This is a genomic window from Streptomyces sp. NPDC007905, from assembly GCF_042959345.1.
Classification (GTDB): Bacteria; Actinomycetota; Actinomycetes; order Streptomycetales; family Streptomycetaceae; genus Streptomyces.
Window position 1 is genome coordinate 254,231 of sequence record NZ_JBIBKS010000006.1, and the last position, 16,994, is coordinate 271,224.

24 protein-coding genes are annotated in these 16,994 nt (G+C 66.8%); 16 read left to right on the top strand and 8 right to left on the bottom strand.

The annotated features are described in order from the left end of the window. Window positions 1-13 precede the first annotated feature (13 nt). From ACFZDC_RS13460 to ACFZDC_RS13470, 3 genes are read right to left on the bottom strand one after another with little or no spacing between them, the layout of a single operon-like run. Window positions 14-493 (bottom strand): JAB domain-containing protein, encoded by a 480-nt coding sequence (locus tag ACFZDC_RS13460; RefSeq protein WP_391323252.1) that lies wholly within the window; start codon window positions 491-493, stop codon window positions 14-16. Then, window positions 490-687 (bottom strand): UPF0758 domain-containing protein, encoded by a 198-nt coding sequence (locus tag ACFZDC_RS13465; protein WP_391323254.1) that lies wholly within the window; start codon window positions 685-687, stop codon window positions 490-492. Before ACFZDC_RS13465 ends, ACFZDC_RS13460 begins: the two co-directional genes overlap by 4 nt. Window positions 688-706: 19 nt before the next feature. Then, on the bottom strand, window positions 707-2,479 hold the full coding sequence (locus tag ACFZDC_RS13470; protein WP_391323256.1) for a DUF262 domain-containing protein: 1,773 nt from the start codon (window positions 2,477-2,479) through the stop codon (window positions 707-709). A gap of 511 nt (window positions 2,480-2,990) precedes the next feature. On the opposite strand from ACFZDC_RS13470, the gene ACFZDC_RS13475 reads away from it, so the two are divergent. Then, the gene (locus ACFZDC_RS13475; RefSeq protein ID WP_391323258.1) at window positions 2,991-3,599 is read left to right on the top strand and encodes a hypothetical protein; all 609 of its coding nucleotides are present in this window, start codon (window positions 2,991-2,993) and stop codon (window positions 3,597-3,599) included. A 158-nt stretch (window positions 3,600-3,757) separates the two neighbouring features. Here the strand turns inward: ACFZDC_RS13475 and ACFZDC_RS13480 are convergent, their stop codons facing one another. The 3 genes from ACFZDC_RS13480 to ACFZDC_RS13490 form a co-directional block, all read right to left on the bottom strand. Then, a complete protein-coding gene (locus ACFZDC_RS13480) occupies window positions 3,758-4,195 on the bottom strand; it encodes a hypothetical protein (protein WP_391323260.1) in 438 nt (145 codons plus the stop codon). 315 nt (window positions 4,196-4,510) lie between these two features. Beyond that, window positions 4,511-5,161 (bottom strand): hypothetical protein, encoded by a 651-nt coding sequence (locus ACFZDC_RS13485; protein ID WP_391323262.1) that lies wholly within the window; start codon window positions 5,159-5,161, stop codon window positions 4,511-4,513. Next, complete coding sequence (locus tag ACFZDC_RS13490; protein ID WP_391323264.1) at window positions 5,158-5,865, bottom strand: HNH endonuclease; 708 nt, start codon at window positions 5,863-5,865, stop codon at window positions 5,158-5,160. The genes ACFZDC_RS13485 and ACFZDC_RS13490 overlap by 4 nt, the downstream gene beginning before the upstream one ends. Before the next feature lie 312 nt (window positions 5,866-6,177). Between ACFZDC_RS13490 and ACFZDC_RS13495 the strand changes: the two genes are divergently transcribed. Next, window positions 6,178-6,609: a DUF6924 domain-containing protein gene (locus ACFZDC_RS13495; RefSeq protein WP_391323266.1), complete on the top strand. Its 432-nt coding sequence runs from the start codon at window positions 6,178-6,180 to the stop codon at window positions 6,607-6,609. A gap of 188 nt (window positions 6,610-6,797) precedes the next feature. Here ACFZDC_RS13495 and ACFZDC_RS13500 read toward each other — a convergent pair whose 3' ends face one another. Beyond that, window positions 6,798-8,000 carry an IS110 family transposase gene (locus ACFZDC_RS13500; protein WP_391323268.1) on the bottom strand — a complete coding sequence of 401 codons (1,203 nt, stop codon included), beginning with the start codon at window positions 7,998-8,000 and terminating at the stop codon, window positions 6,798-6,800. Between the two features lie 867 nt (window positions 8,001-8,867). Between ACFZDC_RS13500 and ACFZDC_RS13505 the strand changes: the two genes are divergently transcribed. Beyond that, window positions 8,868-9,449, top strand: a complete 582-nt coding sequence (locus ACFZDC_RS13505; RefSeq protein ID WP_391323464.1) for an NERD domain-containing protein — start codon at window positions 8,868-8,870, stop codon at window positions 9,447-9,449. Window positions 9,450-9,452: 3 nt separating this feature from the next. On the opposite strand, the gene ACFZDC_RS13510 is transcribed toward ACFZDC_RS13505, so the two are convergent. Then, the gene (locus tag ACFZDC_RS13510; protein ID WP_391323270.1) at window positions 9,453-9,920 is read right to left on the bottom strand and encodes an NUDIX domain-containing protein; all 468 of its coding nucleotides are present in this window, start codon (window positions 9,918-9,920) and stop codon (window positions 9,453-9,455) included. 18 nt (window positions 9,921-9,938) lie between these two features. Here ACFZDC_RS13510 and ACFZDC_RS13515 point away from each other — a divergent pair, with 18 nt between their 5' ends. The 13 genes from ACFZDC_RS13515 (at window position 9,939) to repSA (ending at window position 16,993) form a co-directional block, all read left to right on the top strand. Beyond that, a complete protein-coding gene (locus ACFZDC_RS13515; protein ID WP_391323272.1) occupies window positions 9,939-10,718 on the top strand; it encodes a UTRA domain-containing protein in 780 nt (259 codons plus the stop codon). A gap of 138 nt (window positions 10,719-10,856) precedes the next feature. Beyond that, window positions 10,857-11,213 (top strand): hypothetical protein, encoded by a 357-nt coding sequence (locus ACFZDC_RS13520; RefSeq protein ID WP_391323274.1) that lies wholly within the window; start codon window positions 10,857-10,859, stop codon window positions 11,211-11,213. Window positions 11,214-11,215: 2 nt separating this feature from the next. Continuing rightward, entirely contained in the window at window positions 11,216-12,568 is a 1,353-nt protein-coding gene (locus ACFZDC_RS13525; RefSeq protein WP_391323276.1) for an FtsK/SpoIIIE domain-containing protein, read from the top strand. Window positions 12,569-12,650: 82 nt separating this feature from the next. Next, window positions 12,651-12,923 carry a hypothetical protein gene (locus tag ACFZDC_RS13530; RefSeq protein WP_391323278.1) on the top strand — a complete coding sequence of 91 codons (273 nt, stop codon included), beginning with the start codon at window positions 12,651-12,653 and terminating at the stop codon, window positions 12,921-12,923. Window positions 12,924-12,925: 2 nt separating this feature from the next. After that, window positions 12,926-13,576 carry a DUF2637 domain-containing protein gene (locus ACFZDC_RS13535; RefSeq protein ID WP_391323466.1) on the top strand — a complete coding sequence of 217 codons (651 nt, stop codon included), beginning with the start codon at window positions 12,926-12,928 and terminating at the stop codon, window positions 13,574-13,576. Window positions 13,577-13,596: 20 nt separating this feature from the next. After that, on the top strand, window positions 13,597-13,791 hold the full coding sequence (locus tag ACFZDC_RS13540; protein WP_391323280.1) for a hypothetical protein: 195 nt from the start codon (window positions 13,597-13,599) through the stop codon (window positions 13,789-13,791). Window position 13,792: 1 nt separating this feature from the next. Beyond that, the gene (locus ACFZDC_RS13545; RefSeq protein ID WP_391323282.1) at window positions 13,793-13,984 is read left to right on the top strand and encodes a mobile element transfer protein; all 192 of its coding nucleotides are present in this window, start codon (window positions 13,793-13,795) and stop codon (window positions 13,982-13,984) included. A gap of 11 nt (window positions 13,985-13,995) precedes the next feature. After that, window positions 13,996-14,154: a hypothetical protein gene (locus ACFZDC_RS13550; protein ID WP_391323284.1), complete on the top strand. Its 159-nt coding sequence runs from the start codon at window positions 13,996-13,998 to the stop codon at window positions 14,152-14,154. A gap of 23 nt (window positions 14,155-14,177) precedes the next feature. Next, window positions 14,178-14,492, top strand: coding sequence for a SpdD-like protein (locus ACFZDC_RS13555; protein WP_391323285.1), 315 nt, complete (start codon window positions 14,178-14,180; stop codon window positions 14,490-14,492). A 93-nt stretch (window positions 14,493-14,585) separates the two neighbouring features. Further along, entirely contained in the window at window positions 14,586-15,137 is a 552-nt protein-coding gene (locus ACFZDC_RS13560) for a diguanylate cyclase domain-containing protein (protein WP_391323287.1), read from the top strand. An 85-nt stretch (window positions 15,138-15,222) separates the two neighbouring features. After that, window positions 15,223-15,405 (top strand): hypothetical protein, encoded by a 183-nt coding sequence (locus tag ACFZDC_RS13565; RefSeq protein WP_391323289.1) that lies wholly within the window; start codon window positions 15,223-15,225, stop codon window positions 15,403-15,405. Beyond that, a complete protein-coding gene (locus tag ACFZDC_RS13570; protein ID WP_391323291.1) occupies window positions 15,405-15,617 on the top strand; it encodes a hypothetical protein in 213 nt (70 codons plus the stop codon). The genes ACFZDC_RS13565 and ACFZDC_RS13570 overlap by 1 nt, the downstream gene beginning before the upstream one ends. A gap of 11 nt (window positions 15,618-15,628) precedes the next feature. Further along, window positions 15,629-16,993, top strand: coding sequence for a replication initiator protein RepSA (gene repSA, locus ACFZDC_RS13575; protein ID WP_391323468.1), 1,365 nt, complete (start codon window positions 15,629-15,631; stop codon window positions 16,991-16,993). The last annotated feature ends 1 nt before the right edge of the window (window position 16,994 follow it).

The following is a 16,994-nucleotide window of genomic DNA, read 5'->3' on the forward strand; positions in this document are numbered from 1 at the left end:
CCGGAGCTGACTCTCAACCGGAGGTCGTTTCCACCCGCCGCCACTCCCGGTCCGTGACAACCACATGGTCCAGGAACCGGAGCCCGACCGCTTCCGCTCCCGTCGCCAGGCGGGCTATCGCGTGGCGGTCGGGCTCGCTGGGCTCCACGCGGCCTGTGGGATGGTTGTGGGCCACGCCTAAGGCTGTGCCGCCCGTGGCCAAGACCAGGGCCAGCACATCGCGGACAGGAAGGAGGGAGCAGTCAACCGCGCCCTCGGTTAGCGTTGCCTTCCGTAGTAGCACGCCAGCCGTGTCGCACACGACGACCACAACCCGCTCGTGCCTCAGGCCAGTCAGCAGCGGAGCTGCGATCCTGGCCAGGTCGGCGGATCCGCGGACGTATTGCCGACTCTGGACCTCGGCTGGTGCTGCCCGGCGCTCCAGCTGAAAGGCGGCTTCGACGCGCGCCGCCTTCGCCGGCCCCATCCCCCGGTAGCCCCGCCAAGAGCTCATGTGCCGGTGTCCGGGAGAGTTTGTAGAGCCCGCCGTGCCGGCGATGAGCTGCCCCGCCAGCTCCACCGCATCGCAACGCCTGTGCCCGAGCTGATCAGCAGGGCGAGGAGTTCGCGGTCGGAGAGCGCTTCCGCTCCTCGGTCCAGCAGCCGCTCCCGGGGCCGATCAGCAACCGGTACATCCGCCATCCGCATTCCGGCCCCACCTCACCCATCAGTCCGCAGAATCGCGGTCGATCGGTTCGTCCAAGAGGGAGTCGGAGTCCGCTTCCTCCTCCAGCCCCTCGTCATCGGGCAACGACTGCGCCTCACCCCTCGCGGCAGGACTCACCAGTCCCGCCGCTCCACCGATCAACTGCATCAACCGCTGGTGCAACGTCTCCGACCTCACGCGCAGAAATGTGTCGTAGTCGTCCCGCAGCGCCGCCTGGTACGCGTCTTCCTCTACCAGGCAGGTGCTCAACCGCTCACGTAGCGGCCCCTCGCCCTCGATATCGGCCAGGTCCCGCAGATACTGCGAGGGCGGCCGGTCGGTCACCCAGATGTTGCTATGAGAGGTCAGCATGACCAGATTGCCGCAGACGTTCGCCCCGGCGCTGCTCACCCCGCGCGACCGCAGAAATGCCTTGGGAAAGAAGTGGTGAAACTCCTTATCGTTCTGCCATGACAAGGCCCTGCCCACGTCGATCCGTTGTCCGGTGAGCAGGTCCAGCGGGTCCTCGTACGCAAGGAGGAGAGCGAGGAGCTTGCTCGGTGCGTTCCGTTTGGAGAAAGCGCTCCGCCGCCACACAGCGCTCCGCGGGAGTGCCGCTCCCGTCTCGATCTCTTGAGCCTCACCCTTGGCGAAGGAAGTGATCGCCTGCAGGTCGGGACCCATCTGGGCCTCGCTCCAGCCCTTGAAGTACTCACCGCTCGCGGTCAGCCAGAACCAGCGGCGCAACGCGTCGTACTGCGCGGACGAAGGCTTTGGTAGCTGCCGGAACACTTCGACGAGCACCGCGAACTGGTTGTAGTAGGGCAGCGCATCGGCCTTCGGTGTACGGATCTGGGTGCTGAGGAAGTCCACCGCCCGCTCGGCCGCCTTCGCCGCCTCGGCCACAGCCTCGCGCAACCGCTCCTTGTCGAGTTCTCTCAGACGGTTGATGTCCTTGGTGGAGAACCCGAATCCGGAGGCAACCGCGATCGTGCGGAGCATGGTCTTGGTGTCGACCCGGCCGTAGCGCTTCGCGTCGAGGACCTGGAGCAGTGATTCGATCTCCTCCTTGAGGTCGAAGTCGGGGCTCCATGTGCCCGCCCGCGCCACGTCGACGATGTTCATCGTCGTGCCCGTGCTGTTGATTCGTACGAAAACCTCCGCCGACTCCTCAGCCGACATGTGGTCCAAGGTCACCACTGGCACCAGGTAATTGGCGAACTGCTCGTACAGCTCGGTCGCGCGCTCGCGCAGCTCGGGGGACAACTCGGCCACCTGCCCGAAGAGAGATCCCGCCGAGCTCACCTTCCGCATGGGAATGATGTGTGGCCCCGTCGGGCTTTCCGGGGTGCGCTGGAAGAAGCGCTCCTCTTCCAGGTCGTAGGCGATGTCCCAGGGGCCGGCGCCGCCGTGCAGTGCGCCGATGATGCTGGCGAGCCTCTGCTGGCCGTCAAGGATGTACTTGACCGGGCGACCAGGACGCGGCGGGTCCACATCCAAGCCAGCGACGGTCTCCTCGCTCGCGAGTTGCTCCGTGGTGTCCCACAGCAGCAGGCTGCCGATGGGGTAGTTGCGCAGCACCGAGTCCAGGAGATGGAGGATCTGGTGCGGCCCCCACACGAACGCCCGCTGGTACCTCGGAAGCACGATCTCGCCGGTCAGCACACGGTCGGCGAGCCGAGAGACCGGCACAATCGTCGGTTCCGGGCTGGCGGATTGGCGCCTGCGGCCTGTTGCGCTCACTGAGCATGCCCCCCGTAAGCCGTGATCCTTGGAAGAGTGTTCACTGTGCATCCTAGGGAGTAGCACTGACAGACAGACGTGCTCGAGACCGGATCGGCACGGATGCTTCGGCTGCCGTGCCCAGCAGAGCTCACTCTCGCGGCAGCCGGACGCTGGCGGCCTTCAGAAGCACTGAGACCTTTACCTATGGTCTGCGGGAGCCGGGGGCGAGATGCTCCGGCCAACCGACAGGTTCCCAACACACTTTCCAACTGTGATAGTGCCTTGCGGGGGCGCGTCCAGGGGCGTTCACGGGTTCGGCTGCCTGTGCCCGGATAGCTGCGGAACGCGTCTGAACGCCGATGAATGAGCGGGAACTGAGACGGGCCCCTGCCCTCTTACGTCGGGTAAGTTGAGCCCAAGCCCTGTTATTAGCGTGTGAGTTAACGCCAGCCGAGTCCGTGCCATTTGTGTGGTGCCCGATCGGCCGACCAGGCCAGGCCAGGTCACTACGGGGAAACTAGGGCGTCACGGCTGCGCAACAGATCAGACGCCTGACGGCGGCGCTCGCAACTCTGTGGTTGTGCATATCGACATCAACAGCCTCGTCAACATCGGCGGCACGCTCGCATCCGTCGCCCTCGGTGCTGGGTTGACCGCCGGCATCAATTCCCGTGTGGCCGCCCGTACCGAAGCCAGGCAAGACCGAGACACCCTCGGTGCTCAGTTCGACGCCATGGTGCTCGCCGTCGCCGGACTTCGCGCAGCGATCGAGGCGGACCATGTCCTGTGGAGCGGCTGGAAGGAACAGGCGCGCACCTTCGCACTGGCGGCGGTGACCGGTCTCGCCCCGGCTGCGTTCGTCAAGGGCTCCGACCGCCGGGAAGTCGCCGCCGCGCTCGGCGGCGCAGGCTGGTTCCTGGTCCACGAGCGGCATCAATCAAGGACAGCCTCGGCCGCCATAACACCGAAGCTCGAAGCAGTCATAGCCGCCGCCGCTCCGCTTCAGCGACACCCCAGCAGTGATGTCGTCGACGCCACCGACGGACTCGTGGCGGCCACCTTTAGCTATCACGCGTCGCGCGACTCTCAGCACCTAGACTCAGCAGCCGCCGACTTCGGAAACGCGGTGCGCGCTGTGCTTCACCCCGCCCCACGACGGCGTCTCTCGCGGCGCCGCCGCGGCCAGTAACTCCGGGCAGCCTGAGGCGCACGCTGATGGCGAGGCCTCGAAAATGTAGGCGTAAAGGGGCGTGAATCGTGTGCCGTGAGTGCTAGAACCTCACCTCAGAGGCGCGTCTGTTCGTCATTGCGGCACAGAAGGGATCGCAGAGTTGCAGCACACCCCGCTCAGGCGTTGACGATCTTCTGGACCTCGCGCAGCTTCTCATCCGCAGTCAGTGACGAGTAGTCGCCGCTCACCAATCCGTCCAAGGCGCTGCGTACGTTGTATGACTGGGGGCGCAGAATGGCATCCAGAATACGGGCACGCTCGCCCCCATCCCGCGTGTACACCCACAACTGCTGGTCTTTACGCGGCTCCGTGTTGCACCGAGGATCCAAGACGGCGAGCGGGAAGTACCCGAGACCGACGGATTCAAGCTCACGAGCGATGGAGCTGAGAACATGCTTGCCGAGTCTGTCGAAACCCAATGAGGTCCGCAGACGCCCCAAGTTGTCTTGCATCAATCCGCCCTCGTCCTCGCATGCCCCAGCTGTCTTCTGAAGATCAGCCACTTCGCCCTCCCCCTTGTGCAGTACCGAGCTGGAAAATGCCGCAAAGTTCAAGTAGCTTATTCTGATGGCCAAAAGCGCTTCGCGTTTACGACTTCGATGAAATTGGTCTCTCTTTCTTCCTCAAGATTAAGTGCCAGAATGTCAATCGGCGGGTAGGTGATAAGTTCCCTTATTTTGTCGCAGATTTCATGCGCCAGACTTAGATCTCCTTCCCTGTACACGAGAAGAATGTCGACATCCTTGGGATGGTGATTGCCAGGCTTTGTGGCGGAGCCGAATATGTATAGCTGCACCTCGGTGAAGTGTACTGGCCAACAGGCAAGCACCTGGCCGAGGATCCGTTCGGTGCACCGCAAGGTGGCTCGGTTACGGATTTTTCAGCGCTCCCATAAGGGAGCTTAGGTTCAGTAGACGAACGCCGGCGTGTTTGGCGTGCTCGAGTGCGGCCGCTGTCATCCTTCCATTGGGATTTGAGTTCAAAACGACGTCCATCCCTGGGTGGCGATCCAACGCCTTCACTAGAGCCTCCTCGCTGAACTCGTATCCATATTCAACGGATACTGTGACGTCGGACATGTTCCCCGCTCGGACAATCCGCATGGAAGACTCGCAAATCATCTCGACTTGATGAACTTGTGAATGCTGACGCAAGATTCGTCTGGTAACGGTCACATCGTTCGACAAGAACCCCTGTGGGTTCTCCTCGGTCATCGACCAAAATACTTCGCTCATTGTCTGTACGTCTGAACCCAACGTGGCGGCGCGCTCGCGGGCAGTCCACAGGTAGTGCGAAGCTTTAGGGACCAGGCAGATAATCGTCGCTATGTCCTCCCGAAGGATTTCCTCCACCAGATCCGCGGACAGGACCTCCACCTGCACCGGCGCGATCGTCAGAGCAACACCATCTTTTCGAAGTACACTGAGACGCTTGTCGGAAAGAGGCTTTGTTGATGCAACTGCGCTGTGCTGCCCGATTTTAGGGCTGAACCAGTCGGTGAGATATCGGATCTCAGTCATTTGTTCGCCTCACTGAAGAGCGCTTCTGCTCGCTCCGGGAAGCGAGGTGCCGGCCCGAGGAGGGTTTCTCCTCTGTGTTTACGCTCAAGAGCGTCAGTATGTTGTCTAAGTAGTTCTGCCGTTTCCATCTCTTCAGCAGTGGCCAAGTCCTCGTTCACCTCTATAAGCGCCACTAGGAGCCGATTATTTGGTACGATTTCATTCAGAACACAATCGGACCAGGCTGCGGCCCGCTCGCGCGAGCCGATTGCCCCTGTCTCAGGATTCGGGCCCTTCGTCCTGAATGACGTCATGTTGCGCAACAAAAGGCGCTTTGCTGCTTTCCGGGCATCGCTGCGGTTGGAGAATGTCGGCGTCCCGCCGATGTAAGCAATGGCCTGCTGGCGGTCCTTCTTTGCTTTGAGTAGAGACTCGACAGGGTAACTCTCGGGCGCCTTGTCAATTTTGGTGTGACAATTCGGGCAAAGGAGAACGATATTTGCCGGGTCGTCTCGGAACTCTTGGGATGCATCAGCATTCGCCCGTGGGCCCTCGTCGCTGTATGCGACAATGTGTGCCCGTTCGGCGATAGGAATGGATCTCTTGCGTGCGGGGTCGCTTGGGAAAAGAGTGGTATTGCATAGAAGGCAAGTTCCCGCCGATTCGGCAAATAGGGCGCGATCGGCGTCTTGGCTCAGGCTCGGCCGCCCCGAGATGCACGCCATCCGGCACTCCCCCTTGTGAAGATAGTGTGTGTGCCATGGATCATGTCAGAGCCCCAACCTACTGGCCACCGGTTCGCCTATAAAACCCGACGAGGTCGGCGGAGCGGCTTTGGGCGGGAGTTTCAATGGGCGAGTCAAGCGTGTGCGACCAGTAGCCGAAGAAGTGAAGCGCTAGATCTCTGACCTGCGGCCGTGTAATCGATCAACGCTGCGACCTGCGACTTAGATGTGGTTGTCAGCGTTGGTCGTCGTTGAGCGCCCTCATACGGCCCCGAGACGGCCCGAGCCCGACAGCTTGTCCCAGGTGACAGGATGGCCAGCATGCCCCTGCCTGCACCGAAGGATCTGACTTCGACGGTCCTGCGAACCGACTTCAGTGATGACGCGGCCTGGTCCGCAGTACAAGCAGCGATCGACGCTGCAGACGGGTCCCCACACGCGACGTACGTCAGTGATCCCCGCTTCACCGACGTGAGCATCCAGGCGCTGATCGACGAGGAGGCCTCCACCGAGGAAGACGACAAACTCACCTACGTGTTCCTCGCGGATGCGACCACCATGACCGACCCTTCGTCCCCGCTCTTGGCCGTCGACCTCTACGACGAACCTGGACGGACGTGCCGGGTCCCGGCCCGGTGGTACCCCGACATTTCCGCCAATCTGAGTATCGCCAACATAGACTTCGCTGACTTTGCCGACGCAGTTGACGGTTCAGGGACGTTCCGCGGCTGGGGTGACGACTGACCCGCCGTCCCTCATGGTGCACGGTACCGAGCGGTCGGCGCCCGTGAGGACGGCACCTCGTCCCGGATCGGCTGTGCCTCAGCCGACGAAAGTCAGCCACGACGGCGGGCACGCCGACCGATCAGGTGCGCGTGTGTCTCGCTGCAGCCCCACCGGCCTCAGCCACGCTGCCGGCTTTGTGGCCATGCTCAAGCCGTCTGCGTGATGGGCGGTGTGGGGGTGAAGGCCCGGTCGTCGCGCAGGAGGGCCCACAGCACACTGGTGCGGCGTCGTGCGAGGGCGATGACGGCTTGGACGTGTTTGCAGCCCTCGCCGCGTTTCTTGAGGTAGTACTCGCGGTTGGGGCCGTCGCGGATGATGCTGGTCTGCGCGGAGAGGTAGAAGACTCTGCGCAGGCGGCGGCTGTAGCGCTTGGGGCGGTGCAGGTTGCCGGTGCGGCGGCCGGAATCGCGTGGGACGGGGACCAGTCCGGCGGCTGAGGCGAGGTGGCCGGCGTCGGCGTAGGCGGTCATGTCGCCCGCGGCGACGACGAACTCGGCTCCGAGGATGGGGCCCATGCCGGGCAGCGACTCGATGATCTCGGCCTGGGGGTGGGTGCGGAAGGCGTCCCGGATCTGCCGGTCGATGTGCTTGAGTCGGTCGTCCAGGGCCAGGATCTGAGTGGCCAGGTCGGCGACGATCTGTGCGGCGGCGTCTTCGCCGGGCAGGGCGGTCTGCTGGGCCTGGGCGGCTTCCATGGCCGTGGCGGCCACGCTGTCCGCGTCGCGAACCCCTCGATTGGCCAGCCAAGAGGTCAGGCGGGCCAGGCCGCGTCGGCGCAGGGCGGCTGGGGACTGGTAGCGGGTCAGCAGCACCAGTGCGCCCTTGCGGGCCGAGTAGTCGAAGGCGCGCTCCAGGGCGGGGAACATGCCGGTGAGCACGTCGCGGAGCCGGTTGACCGTTCGCACTCGGTCGGTGACCAGGTCGGTGCGGTGAGCGGTCAGGAGCGCGAGGTCGGCGGCCAGTTGTGCGGGGGCGTCGAGGGTGGCGAAGTCCCGGCGGTGGCGGGCGGTTTCGGCGATGACATAGGCGTCGCGGGCATCCGTCTTGGCCTCGCCCCGGTAGGCGCCGGCCATGCGGTTGACGGTCCGGCCGGGCACGTAGACAGGCTGCTGCCCGTGGGCTGCCAGCAGCGCCAGCAGCAGTGCGGAGGACCTGCTGGAGATGTCCACCGCCCAGTGCACCTCTTCGGCCAGGTCCAGGATCTCGCCGAGTGCGGTCAGGATCGCCGACTCGTCATTTTCGATCTTCTCCGACCAGAGAGTCGCGCCGGTCTCGTCGACCACCGCGGCCCAGTGATGGACCTTGCCCGCGTCGATACCGACCCATATCCGGGCCCGTCGTTCGCTCACGCGTCCCTCCCACAGCCGAGTTCCTTCCGTCGGCCCGTAGGACACCCCGTCGTCAGCTCCGTAAACAGCGACGCGTTCCGCGTATTTCAATCAGCGACCAGGGCGCCCCGAAGGACCGGACGGCCACTCCAGCCGAGCCACGGTCGGCAAGCTGCTTTGAAGCCACATCCGGCCCTCCCGGGCCACCGAACAACTTACGGAGCTGCTTTGGTGCGAGTGATCATGGCCCCGTAAGCTTCCGGCGCGTCGGGCAGTCTGTGGACCTGCCCGGTAAAGCACGACGTTGGGGCCATGATCTTCGAGGCTCGCACCAAAGCGGCTGCCTAAAGCCGTGGAGCCGACCGCCCCAGCCGCGACGTACCCCATCTCTGACTTCATGCGGCTGATCGCTGTAGAGCGCGGCACGGGCGCCGGCGGGGCTGGAGCGGGGCGGAGACAGGAGCGCAGGCCCGGCCGGGGGCCGGGCCGCGCGCGGGGAGCGAAGCGAGCCGCCTTGATGAAGTAGGGAAAGTCTTATCCCGATCGCGCTCTTGTGGTCGGACGCTCCCGCTGTTGGCATGGCGGCATCGATGCTGACGAGTCTCAGGGGGAACCATGGTCGAGCTGACAGTCACACGCTGGAAGAGGCACGGTCACGACCGTCTGTATGCCAACCTTCCCGACGGCACAGCCGCCGGATGGGCTGACTGCAAGACGGGCCGGATCACTGTCCTGCTCAGGCAGTACGAGGGACCGGTAATTGCCGTGCTGCAGCAGCACTTATCGAGCCTGGACCAAGCGCCAGCGGCCAGCGGTGCGGAACTACGCCGGACGTCCGTTCTCCCACCGCTGCGTGCAGACGACGACCTTGCAGCTAACCCGCCAGGTATGGCGTTGCAGAAGCGGCTCGCAACAGAGACTGCGGGTCCTTTAAATCGGCTGCTGGCTAGGCTCCTGCGGCGTCCTGCCGCTGGGGACTCGTGGCGCAAGGGCCTGGCTGGGGAGCGACGTGTGGGAGCCGAACTCGATCGGCTTGGGCGTCAAGGATGGCGGGTGCTGCACTCCGTACCGCTACCGCGGGATGTGGACCTCGACCACCTGCTGATCGGGCCGGGCGGTGTGTTCAGCATCAACACGAAGCATCATCCGAAGAGGGCGGTCTGGGTCGGTGACGATGCAGTCAAGGTCGATCACGGCCCTGCCCAACCGTATGCCCGCAAGAGTCGGGCGGAGGCGCAACGCGTGCAGCGGGTGCTTGAAAGCTATTGCGGCTTCGCCGTGCCAGTTGAGCCGGTCCTGGTGTTCGTTGGCGTTTCCGACCTGAAGGTCGTGGCCACACAGCTATCCGTGAGGGTGTACCGCGAGCGTGAAGTATCGGCCCTGGCTCCACTCGCCGGCGCCCTGTCCGCTGATCAGATTGAGGCGATCTACACGGTCGCCCGGCATCGACAGGCCTGGTTGGCCGCCTGACCGTCATCGGGCACTGAGGAGCCTGCGGCCGTCGTGGCTTCGTACGTGGGGGCCGTTGTCGTCCAGAGCATCCAGGAGACGGATCGCGAAGACCTCGGACATGCTTTCGCTGACCTCTTCGGGCGTGAGCCAGACGACGGCTGTCGACTCACTCGACGTGCGCTCGGTCCCGCCGGAGGGCTTGCAGCGGAAGACCAGGGCCACGATGCCTCGCGTCGTGTTCTTGTAGACCCCGGTGAGTTCGTCCACCTCGACGTGGATGCCGGTCTCCTCCAGGACCTCGCGGGCGACGCCGGCCTCCGGGGTCTCTTCGAGCTCGAGCACTCCGCCGGGGAGTTCCCAAGTGCCGTTGTCGGCACGACGGATGGCAAGAAGCCGACCGTCCTCGCGCACCACGGCTCCAGCTACGGATACCGAGTGCAGCGATGGTGTTGACCTTGCCTCCCGTGATTGACTCATGTACAGGAGCATAGGAGGAAGAGAAGGACTATGGGAACCGCAGTAGGAGGTGAGAGGTCCGTACCTCGGTACGTTCAGATCGCCGAGGAGATCGTGCAGCAAATCCGCGCGGGCGTCCTCAAGCCCGGTGAGATGGTGCCGAGCGAGTCCGAGCTGGTCGAACGCTACGGCGTCTCGGGCGGCACGATCCGCAAGGCCATGGTTGAGGTGCGTGCCAGCGGGCTCGTGGAGACCCGGCACGGCAAGGGTTCGATCGTGAAGGACCGCCCGCCGGTGCGGCATCGGTCCTCTGATCGCTTCCGACGCTCGCATCGCAAGGGCGGCAAGGCTGCGTACCTGGCCGAGTCCGCGCAGTCCGGCGCCACGGCCAAGGTCAGCGTCCTGTACATCGGCCCCATGGAGGCCCCCGAGGATGCAGCCCGGCGACTCGGCGTCCCCGCCGGCACCCAGGTGCTAGCCCGCCGTCGCCTTTACTTCCGCAACGGCATCCCGGTCGAGACCGCCACGTCGTACCTTCCGTGGGACGTCGTGAAGGACATCCCCGAGCTGTTCGCCGAGAACCCCGGCGGTGGCGGCATCTACGCCCGACTCGAAGACCACGGACACGAGTTCGCCGAGTTCGTTGAGAGCCTGCAGGCGCGTCCAGCCTCCAAGGCCGAAGCCTCCGAGCTGGCGCTGAGCGCTGGCGCACCGGTGGTTCATCTGATCCGGGAGGCTCATACCACCGCGGGGCATGTCGTCGAGGTCTGCGACACCCTCATGGCAGCTGACCAGTTCGTTTTTGAGTACCGGATCCCTGCTGCCGACTGACGCCCACTCAACTCCCTGCAGCCCGTCGCGAGTTCTTTTTCGCGGCGGGTTGACTCATGTACAGGAGTGGGGCACTCTTCTTCATGTCACTCATGTACATGAGTGGCGGAGTCCAGCACATCTATAGGAGTGATCCCTGTGCGTCAGATCCCCGTCGACACCTCTGCCGCGACCGTGATGGTCGCCAAGACCCCGCAGCCCAAGATCAAGGACCGCCGTACCGGTGAGATTGCGACCGACATCGAGACCGGCGCGCAGCTGATGACCGTGGACGTGATGTTCGCGGCGAACGACGAGGTCGAGATCCTCTCCATCACCGTCCCGGAGCCCGGTATCTCCGGTGAGCTGGCCATGGGTACGCCGGTCGCGCTGACCGGCTTGATCGCCCGTCCGTGGGAGAACGACTTCAACGGGCAGAAGCGGCACGGTATCGCGTTCCGCGCAGTCGCGGTCACCTCGCTGGCGGAGCCTGCCGCGAAGCCGAAGGCGGCCTGATCATGACCGGCTTCACGGTCGCTCTCGTGCTGGTCGTCGCCGCTGCGGGTCTCCTGCGGTGGCGGCGCCCCACCTGGTACTGGCTGTCCTTCGGCGTCACCCTTGCCGCCCTGCGGGTCCTGGTCCGCTACGCCTCCGTCATGGACGCCTGCGACCTGACCGTCCCGCCCTCGCGGTGGCGCCTGGCGTTAGCCCGGATAACCAACCGGCCCGCGCCGGCCTCCCGCCCGCCGCGCATCCTCCGGCTGCGGCCGACAAGGACCGGCCTGGTCCTGCGGCTTAAGCTGCGGCCCGGTCAGGACGCCTTCGACATCGCTGCCGCTTCTGACCGGCTGCGGCACTCGTTCTCGATGTACGGCGTCACCTGCCGGGAACTGCGCTCCGGTGTCGTAGAGGTGCGCCTGACCGGCTACGACGTCCTCAAGCGGGTGCAGATGCCCGCCAAGCTCGACACCCGTCCGATGCGGGTCCCGGTCGCCCTGCGCGAAGACGGCTCTGTCCACTACCGCGACTACCGGGCGATACCCCACGCCCTCACCCTCGGCGCCACCGAATCCGGCAAGTCCGTCTACCAACGCAACCTCGTCGCCGGACTCGCCCCGATGGACGTCGCCCTGGTCGGCATCGACTGCAAGCAAGGGGTGGAGCTGTTCCCACTGGCACGCCGGTTCTCCGCGCTCGCCGACAACCCCGACACCGCCGCCGAACTCCTCGACGCCCTCGTGGCCCGGATGCAGGACGTCTACCAGCTCATCCGCGCCGAGCAACGCATCACCTCGGCCGTGGCGGACGCGGAGATCGCCGCCGACATCTGGGACCTGCCCGACCACCTGCGCCCGACCCCGGTCGTGGTCCTGGTCGACGAGGTCGCCGAACTCGCCCTGAGCACGAAGAAGAACGACCCCCGCCGGGACCGGATCATCAAGGCCCTGGTCCGCCTCGCCCAGCTCGGCCGGGCCGCCGGAATCTACCTGGAGATCTGCGGGCAGCGCTTCGGCTCCGAACTCGGCGACGGCATCACCATGCTCCGCGCCCAGCTCACCGGCCGCACCGCGCACCGCGTCAACGACGAAGCCTCCGCCAAGATGGCCTTCGGTGACATCTCCACGGACGCCGTCCTGGCCGCGATCCAGATTCCCGCCGAGATTCGTGGGACAGCCATCGCAGGCGACTCCACCGGAGGCTGGCACCGTATCCGCGCCCCGCACACCTCACTGCGCCAGGCCGCCAACATCTGCAACCGGCACGCCCACCGCACACCGGACCTGCCCGAACTGGCCGCCTTTCGGCCCGAGCTGACCGGCACCTCTGGAGTCCGGGTGTCGCTGTCCAAGCCGGCTCCCGCCACGACCTGATTCCTCCCGCTGCACGGTCGGCGCGCCCGCCTTCGCGCCAGGTCCCTACCCCTGCCATGCCTGAAGAAGGAGAGGCCCTCTCATGCCCCAGTCACTGACAGCGCTGGATGACCTCCTTCCCGACGACTTCCTCGGCCAGCTCGCTGCCCTGCGGGATGCACGTGATGAGTTGGACCAGCAGATTCGCGCCTACCTGGCCTACGGGCGGGAGTTCACCGGCCCCCGGCCCTACACGCTTGCTTCACTGGCTGAGGCGGCCGGGCTGTCGATCTCCGGAGTTCGCACTGCCTACACCCCCGCCGACCGCGACGCCGTGGCTCGCGCCCTGGGCCGGGGTCCCCGGAGCCGGCCATGAGGATGTCCGCCCGCCCGCTCCGCGTGGACGCCGTCCTCGTACAGGCTGTGATCGCTGGGGCGCTGTCCTTCGCCCACCTGCACGATCTGGCCGCCGCTGCTGGCCAGGACGGCTGGAAGGCCTGGGCCTACCCGATCAGTGTGGACCTGCTCCTGGTCGCCGCCTGGCGCCGCCTCCGTACGGATGGCCCGTCCCGGCTCGCCTGGTGCTGGTTCGTCATCGCCTTGTTCGCCTCGCTCGGCGCCAACGTCGCCACCGCCGGATTCCTCGACCTGGCCGACCCGCCCGCCCTGCTCCGCCTCGGCGTCGCCGGATGGCCTGCCCTCGCCTTCCTCGGCGGCACCCTCCTCGCCCACACCGCCAACCCACACACTCCCGAACCGGCCCCGGAACCCGACTTCGCCCACAGCGCTGACACCGAGCCGCCCGAACCTGCGCCTGATCCCGAGCCCGCCCCGGTTCCGGTGGAGGGAGCCCCGGCCCTCCCGTCTGTTGCTGCACCCGCGGTTCCCGCTGTCCTCGTGGACCACGCCCGCAAGGTCGCCGCCGAGTACCGCGACCGCACCGGCGCCCCGATCGACACCGACACCCTGCGCACCCGCCTCGGCGTCCCGCCCCACCTCGCCGACGCCATCGCCGCCCACCTCACCTGACCCGGAAGACAGGACGACACATGCCCTCCGACCCCGCAGACCTGACCGCTGCCGACTACCTCGACGGCGCCCGCGAGATGACCGCCGCCGACCGCCCTTACCTCGCCCACCTGCTCGCCGAGGAAGCCGCCCGGCGCACCACCGACCCGGCCACCGCCGCCGGCATCCGTGCCAGCTTCCCCGACCCCACCACCGCCCAGAAGAGGAGCGACTGACATGCCCGCCCGCGACAACTTCCACTCCGTCATGCGCATCGGACCCGTGCAGATCGGCACCCACCGCGACCGCACCGGCCAGACCAAGCACGCCGCCGTGTGCACCTCCGACGGCTGCGGCTGGTCCGCCGACTACACCAACCAGACCGCCGCCCAGCTCGCCGCCCGCACCCACCGCTGCAAGGTCCGCTAGGAGACACCGTGATGCAGGTCCCGCTCTGGTTCGCCCTCGCCGTCGTCGGCTACCTCGGCGTCAAGTTCCTCCGCCCGCCCTGGTGGCTCGTCGCCGTCCTCCTGTTGGGCGGCTACCTCCTCGCCGACAGCGTCCTCGCCCCCGCCATCGACACCGCCATCAAGAAGTAACCGCACGCGAAGGGAGAGCCGCCATGTTCCGCCCGAAGATCCCGACCATGCCGACCCCGACCGGCCTCATCTCCCCGCCGGCCGTTGTTGAACCGACCGACGTGGTCCAGCACGCTCCCACCGCACCTGCCTCAGCCGCTCAGGGTGCTTCCAGGCCCACCATTCAGCTCAGCCCGGGTGCCGTGATCGCCCTGGTCGGCGGCGGCACCGCCGTGGTCCTGGTGGTCGGCGCCGTACTGGTCTCGATGCTTCTCGCCGTCGCCATCACCGGCGCGTCGGTTGCCATCTGTGCCCTGGTGATCCGCTCCCTGATCAGCACCGAAGCCAAGCGCCGCTGACCGGCTTCTGAGGCGACGTACAAGCCGCCAAGCACGCCGCCGCCTCCGGAACCGGGCTCCTCAAGCCAACCGCCATCGCCAAGGAGAACACCCGTGGATCTGCTGATAGCTGCCAGCGCCGTGCCGTTACTCGGGTGGGCCGTGCACGGCGGCATCCTCAGCTGCCGTCTCGCCTCCGCCCGCCGTGACCCGCTGACCGGCCTGCACACCCGCGCCGGATGGACCGCCCGCGCCCAGCATTGCATCCGTCGGCACCCGACCGCCGCCGTCCTCCTGGTCGACCTTGACCACTTCAAGGTCCTGAACGACACCCATGGCCATGCCGCCGGAGACGCAGCCCTCATCGCGACCGCCGACCGGCTGCGCACCTGGTGCGGACGGACCGGCACCGCCGGACGTCTGGGTGGAGACGAATTCGTCGCCGTCGTCCAGGACCTCGCTGCCACCGACCTCGACGCGCTCACCACTGCGCTCCACCAGCCGCTGCACCACCAGGGCAGTCCCCTGCCGCTGGCCGCCTCGGTCGGCGTCTGCCCGGTCGCCGAACTCCCGGTCCCGGCTCTGCCCGATGCGCTCGCCGCTGCCGACGCGGCCATGTACGCGGCCAAGGGCCGTAGCCGCCGGGGCTCTCGCACCTCTCGCTGACCGGCCACCGGGTGGCGCACAAGCCGCCAAGCACGCCGCCACCCGGGGCCGTTCCCTCCAACCGCAATCGAAAGGAACCACCATCATGGCCCACCACACCCCGCCCCCGCCGAGGATCTGCCCGGCCTGCGACGGCTTCGCCTCCGCCGCCATCACCCTCGGCAGCCGCGACGCACACGGCCACCTGCGCACCATCACCGCCCACTGCCCGGCCTGCCACGGCACCGGCATTGCCCGCCGCGCCCGCCGGCAGGGGGTGAACGCCTGATGCCCCACCGCTGGAGCCAGGGAGTCGACCGCATCCTGTCCGACGGACTGGACGGCGAGTACGACCGCCTGAAGAAGACCGCCAAAGCCCACGAGCTGCACGACACCGGCCGGGACACGAAGCCCGCCCGCGGCGGCCGCTCTTCCAACGAGGCGTCCGGCCCCGCCAGTAGCAACGCAAACACCCCGCAGAAGCGAGGATGGCGCCGTTGAACCTGAACACGATGGACCCGACCACCCTCGGCGACCTGCTGAGGGTGGCTTCGGCCCCCGACTATGCCCGTTGGGAGGACCAGATCCGCCGCACCGGCGGCTGCGCCGACCCCATCCACCTGACCGGCTGGGTCCTGCACAAGGACAAGACCACCGGCGAGACCCTGCACCACTACTCCACCAGGAACGAGCCAGGCGGACGCCTCCGCCTCGCCTGCGGCAACCGCCGCGCCTCCCGCTGCCCCTCCTGCGCCTGGACCTACGCGGGCGACACCTACCACCTCATCCGGGCCGGCCTCGCTGGTGACGACCGCCGCGACATCCCCGCGACCGTCCGCGATCACCCCCGCGTCTTCGCCACCCTCACCGCCCCCTCATTCGGCCCGGTCCACAACCGCCCCGACCGGGGCACCTGCCGCTGCGGCACCCACCACCCGGCCGATGCCCCCACCCTCGGCACCCCCATCGACCCGGCCACCTATGACTACGCGGGCACCGTCCTCTTCAACAACCACGCCGGACAGCTCTGGCAGCGCTTCACCACCCGCCTACGCCGCGAGATCGCTACCCGGGCCGGACTCACCCGCCGCGAACTCCCCGAACACCTCCGCGTCTCCTACGGCAAGGTCGCCGAGTTCCAGAAGCGCGGCGCCCTGCACTTCCACGCCGTCATCCGCCTCGACGGACCGGAAGGAGCCGACACCGAGCCCCCGGCCTGGGCAACGGTCGACCTCCTCGCCGACGCCATCCGGGCCGCCGCCGCGCACTCCTACACCTCGGTCTCGGTGCCGGCCGCCGAGGACCAACCGGCCCGCACCTTCCGCTGGGGCACCCAGCTCGACATCCGGCCCGTGAAGAGCTTCGGCGACGGCTCCGACATCACAGAACAGGCCGTCGCCTCCTACGTCGCCAAGTACGCCACCAAGGCCGCCGAGAACACCGGCACCCTCGACCGCCGCATCGGCGAACTCGCCGAACTCGACCGCCACCAGGTCCCCGATCACACTCGCCGCCTCATCGAAGCCTGCAAGGTGCTCGACCCGCTCTACCCCGACCGCCGCCTGTGGGCCTGGGCTCACATGCTCGGCTTCCGCGGCCACTTCAGCTCGAAGTCACGCCGGTACTCCACCACCCTCGGTGCCCTCCGCCAGGAACGCGCCGACTACCGCGCTGCCCAGGAACGCGAAGCCCGCGGCCTGGACGACACCGAGCCGGACACCGTCCTGGTCCTGGCCGACTGGCAGTACGCCGGCCACGGCCACACCCCCGGCGAATCCGCCCTCGCCGCCACCATCGCCCGCGACCTCCAGCTCAACCGCGAAACCGCCCGCGAAGCCCAGCTCGATCAATTCATCCAGGAAGGAGCGTTGAGGTGAA

Coding starts and splice junctions, on each gene's coding strand:
- ACFZDC_RS13460 (WP_391323252.1), bottom strand. CDS start 493: ATGAGCTCTTGGCGGGGCTACCGGGGGATGGGGCCGGCGAAGGCGGCG.
- ACFZDC_RS13465 (WP_391323254.1), bottom strand. CDS start 687: ATGCGGATGGCGGATGTACCGGTTGCTGATCGGCCCCGGGAGCGGCTG.
- ACFZDC_RS13470 (WP_391323256.1), bottom strand. CDS start 2,479: ATGCACAGTGAACACTCTTCCAAGGATCACGGCTTACGGGGGGCATGC.
- ACFZDC_RS13485 (WP_391323262.1), bottom strand. CDS start 5,161: ATGACTGAGATCCGATATCTCACCGACTGGTTCAGCCCTAAAATCGGG.
- ACFZDC_RS13490 (WP_391323264.1), bottom strand. CDS start 5,865: ATGGCGTGCATCTCGGGGCGGCCGAGCCTGAGCCAAGACGCCGATCGC.
- ACFZDC_RS13495 (WP_391323266.1), top strand. CDS start 6,178: ATGGCCAGCATGCCCCTGCCTGCACCGAAGGATCTGACTTCGACGGTC.
- ACFZDC_RS13505 (WP_391323464.1), top strand. CDS start 8,868: ATGGCGTTGCAGAAGCGGCTCGCAACAGAGACTGCGGGTCCTTTAAAT.
- ACFZDC_RS13510 (WP_391323270.1), bottom strand. CDS start 9,920: ATGCTCCTGTACATGAGTCAATCACGGGAGGCAAGGTCAACACCATCG.
- ACFZDC_RS13515 (WP_391323272.1), top strand. CDS start 9,939: ATGGGAACCGCAGTAGGAGGTGAGAGGTCCGTACCTCGGTACGTTCAG.
- ACFZDC_RS13525 (WP_391323276.1), top strand. CDS start 11,216: ATGACCGGCTTCACGGTCGCTCTCGTGCTGGTCGTCGCCGCTGCGGGT.
- ACFZDC_RS13530 (WP_391323278.1), top strand. CDS start 12,651: ATGCCCCAGTCACTGACAGCGCTGGATGACCTCCTTCCCGACGACTTC.
- ACFZDC_RS13535 (WP_391323466.1), top strand. CDS start 12,926: ATGTCCGCCCGCCCGCTCCGCGTGGACGCCGTCCTCGTACAGGCTGTG.
- ACFZDC_RS13540 (WP_391323280.1), top strand. CDS start 13,597: ATGCCCTCCGACCCCGCAGACCTGACCGCTGCCGACTACCTCGACGGC.
- ACFZDC_RS13545 (WP_391323282.1), top strand. CDS start 13,793: ATGCCCGCCCGCGACAACTTCCACTCCGTCATGCGCATCGGACCCGTG.
- ACFZDC_RS13550 (WP_391323284.1), top strand. CDS start 13,996: ATGCAGGTCCCGCTCTGGTTCGCCCTCGCCGTCGTCGGCTACCTCGGC.
- ACFZDC_RS13555 (WP_391323285.1), top strand. CDS start 14,178: ATGTTCCGCCCGAAGATCCCGACCATGCCGACCCCGACCGGCCTCATC.
- ACFZDC_RS13565 (WP_391323289.1), top strand. CDS start 15,223: ATGGCCCACCACACCCCGCCCCCGCCGAGGATCTGCCCGGCCTGCGAC.
- ACFZDC_RS13570 (WP_391323291.1), top strand. CDS start 15,405: ATGCCCCACCGCTGGAGCCAGGGAGTCGACCGCATCCTGTCCGACGGA.
- repSA (WP_391323468.1), top strand. CDS start 15,629: ATGGACCCGACCACCCTCGGCGACCTGCTGAGGGTGGCTTCGGCCCCC.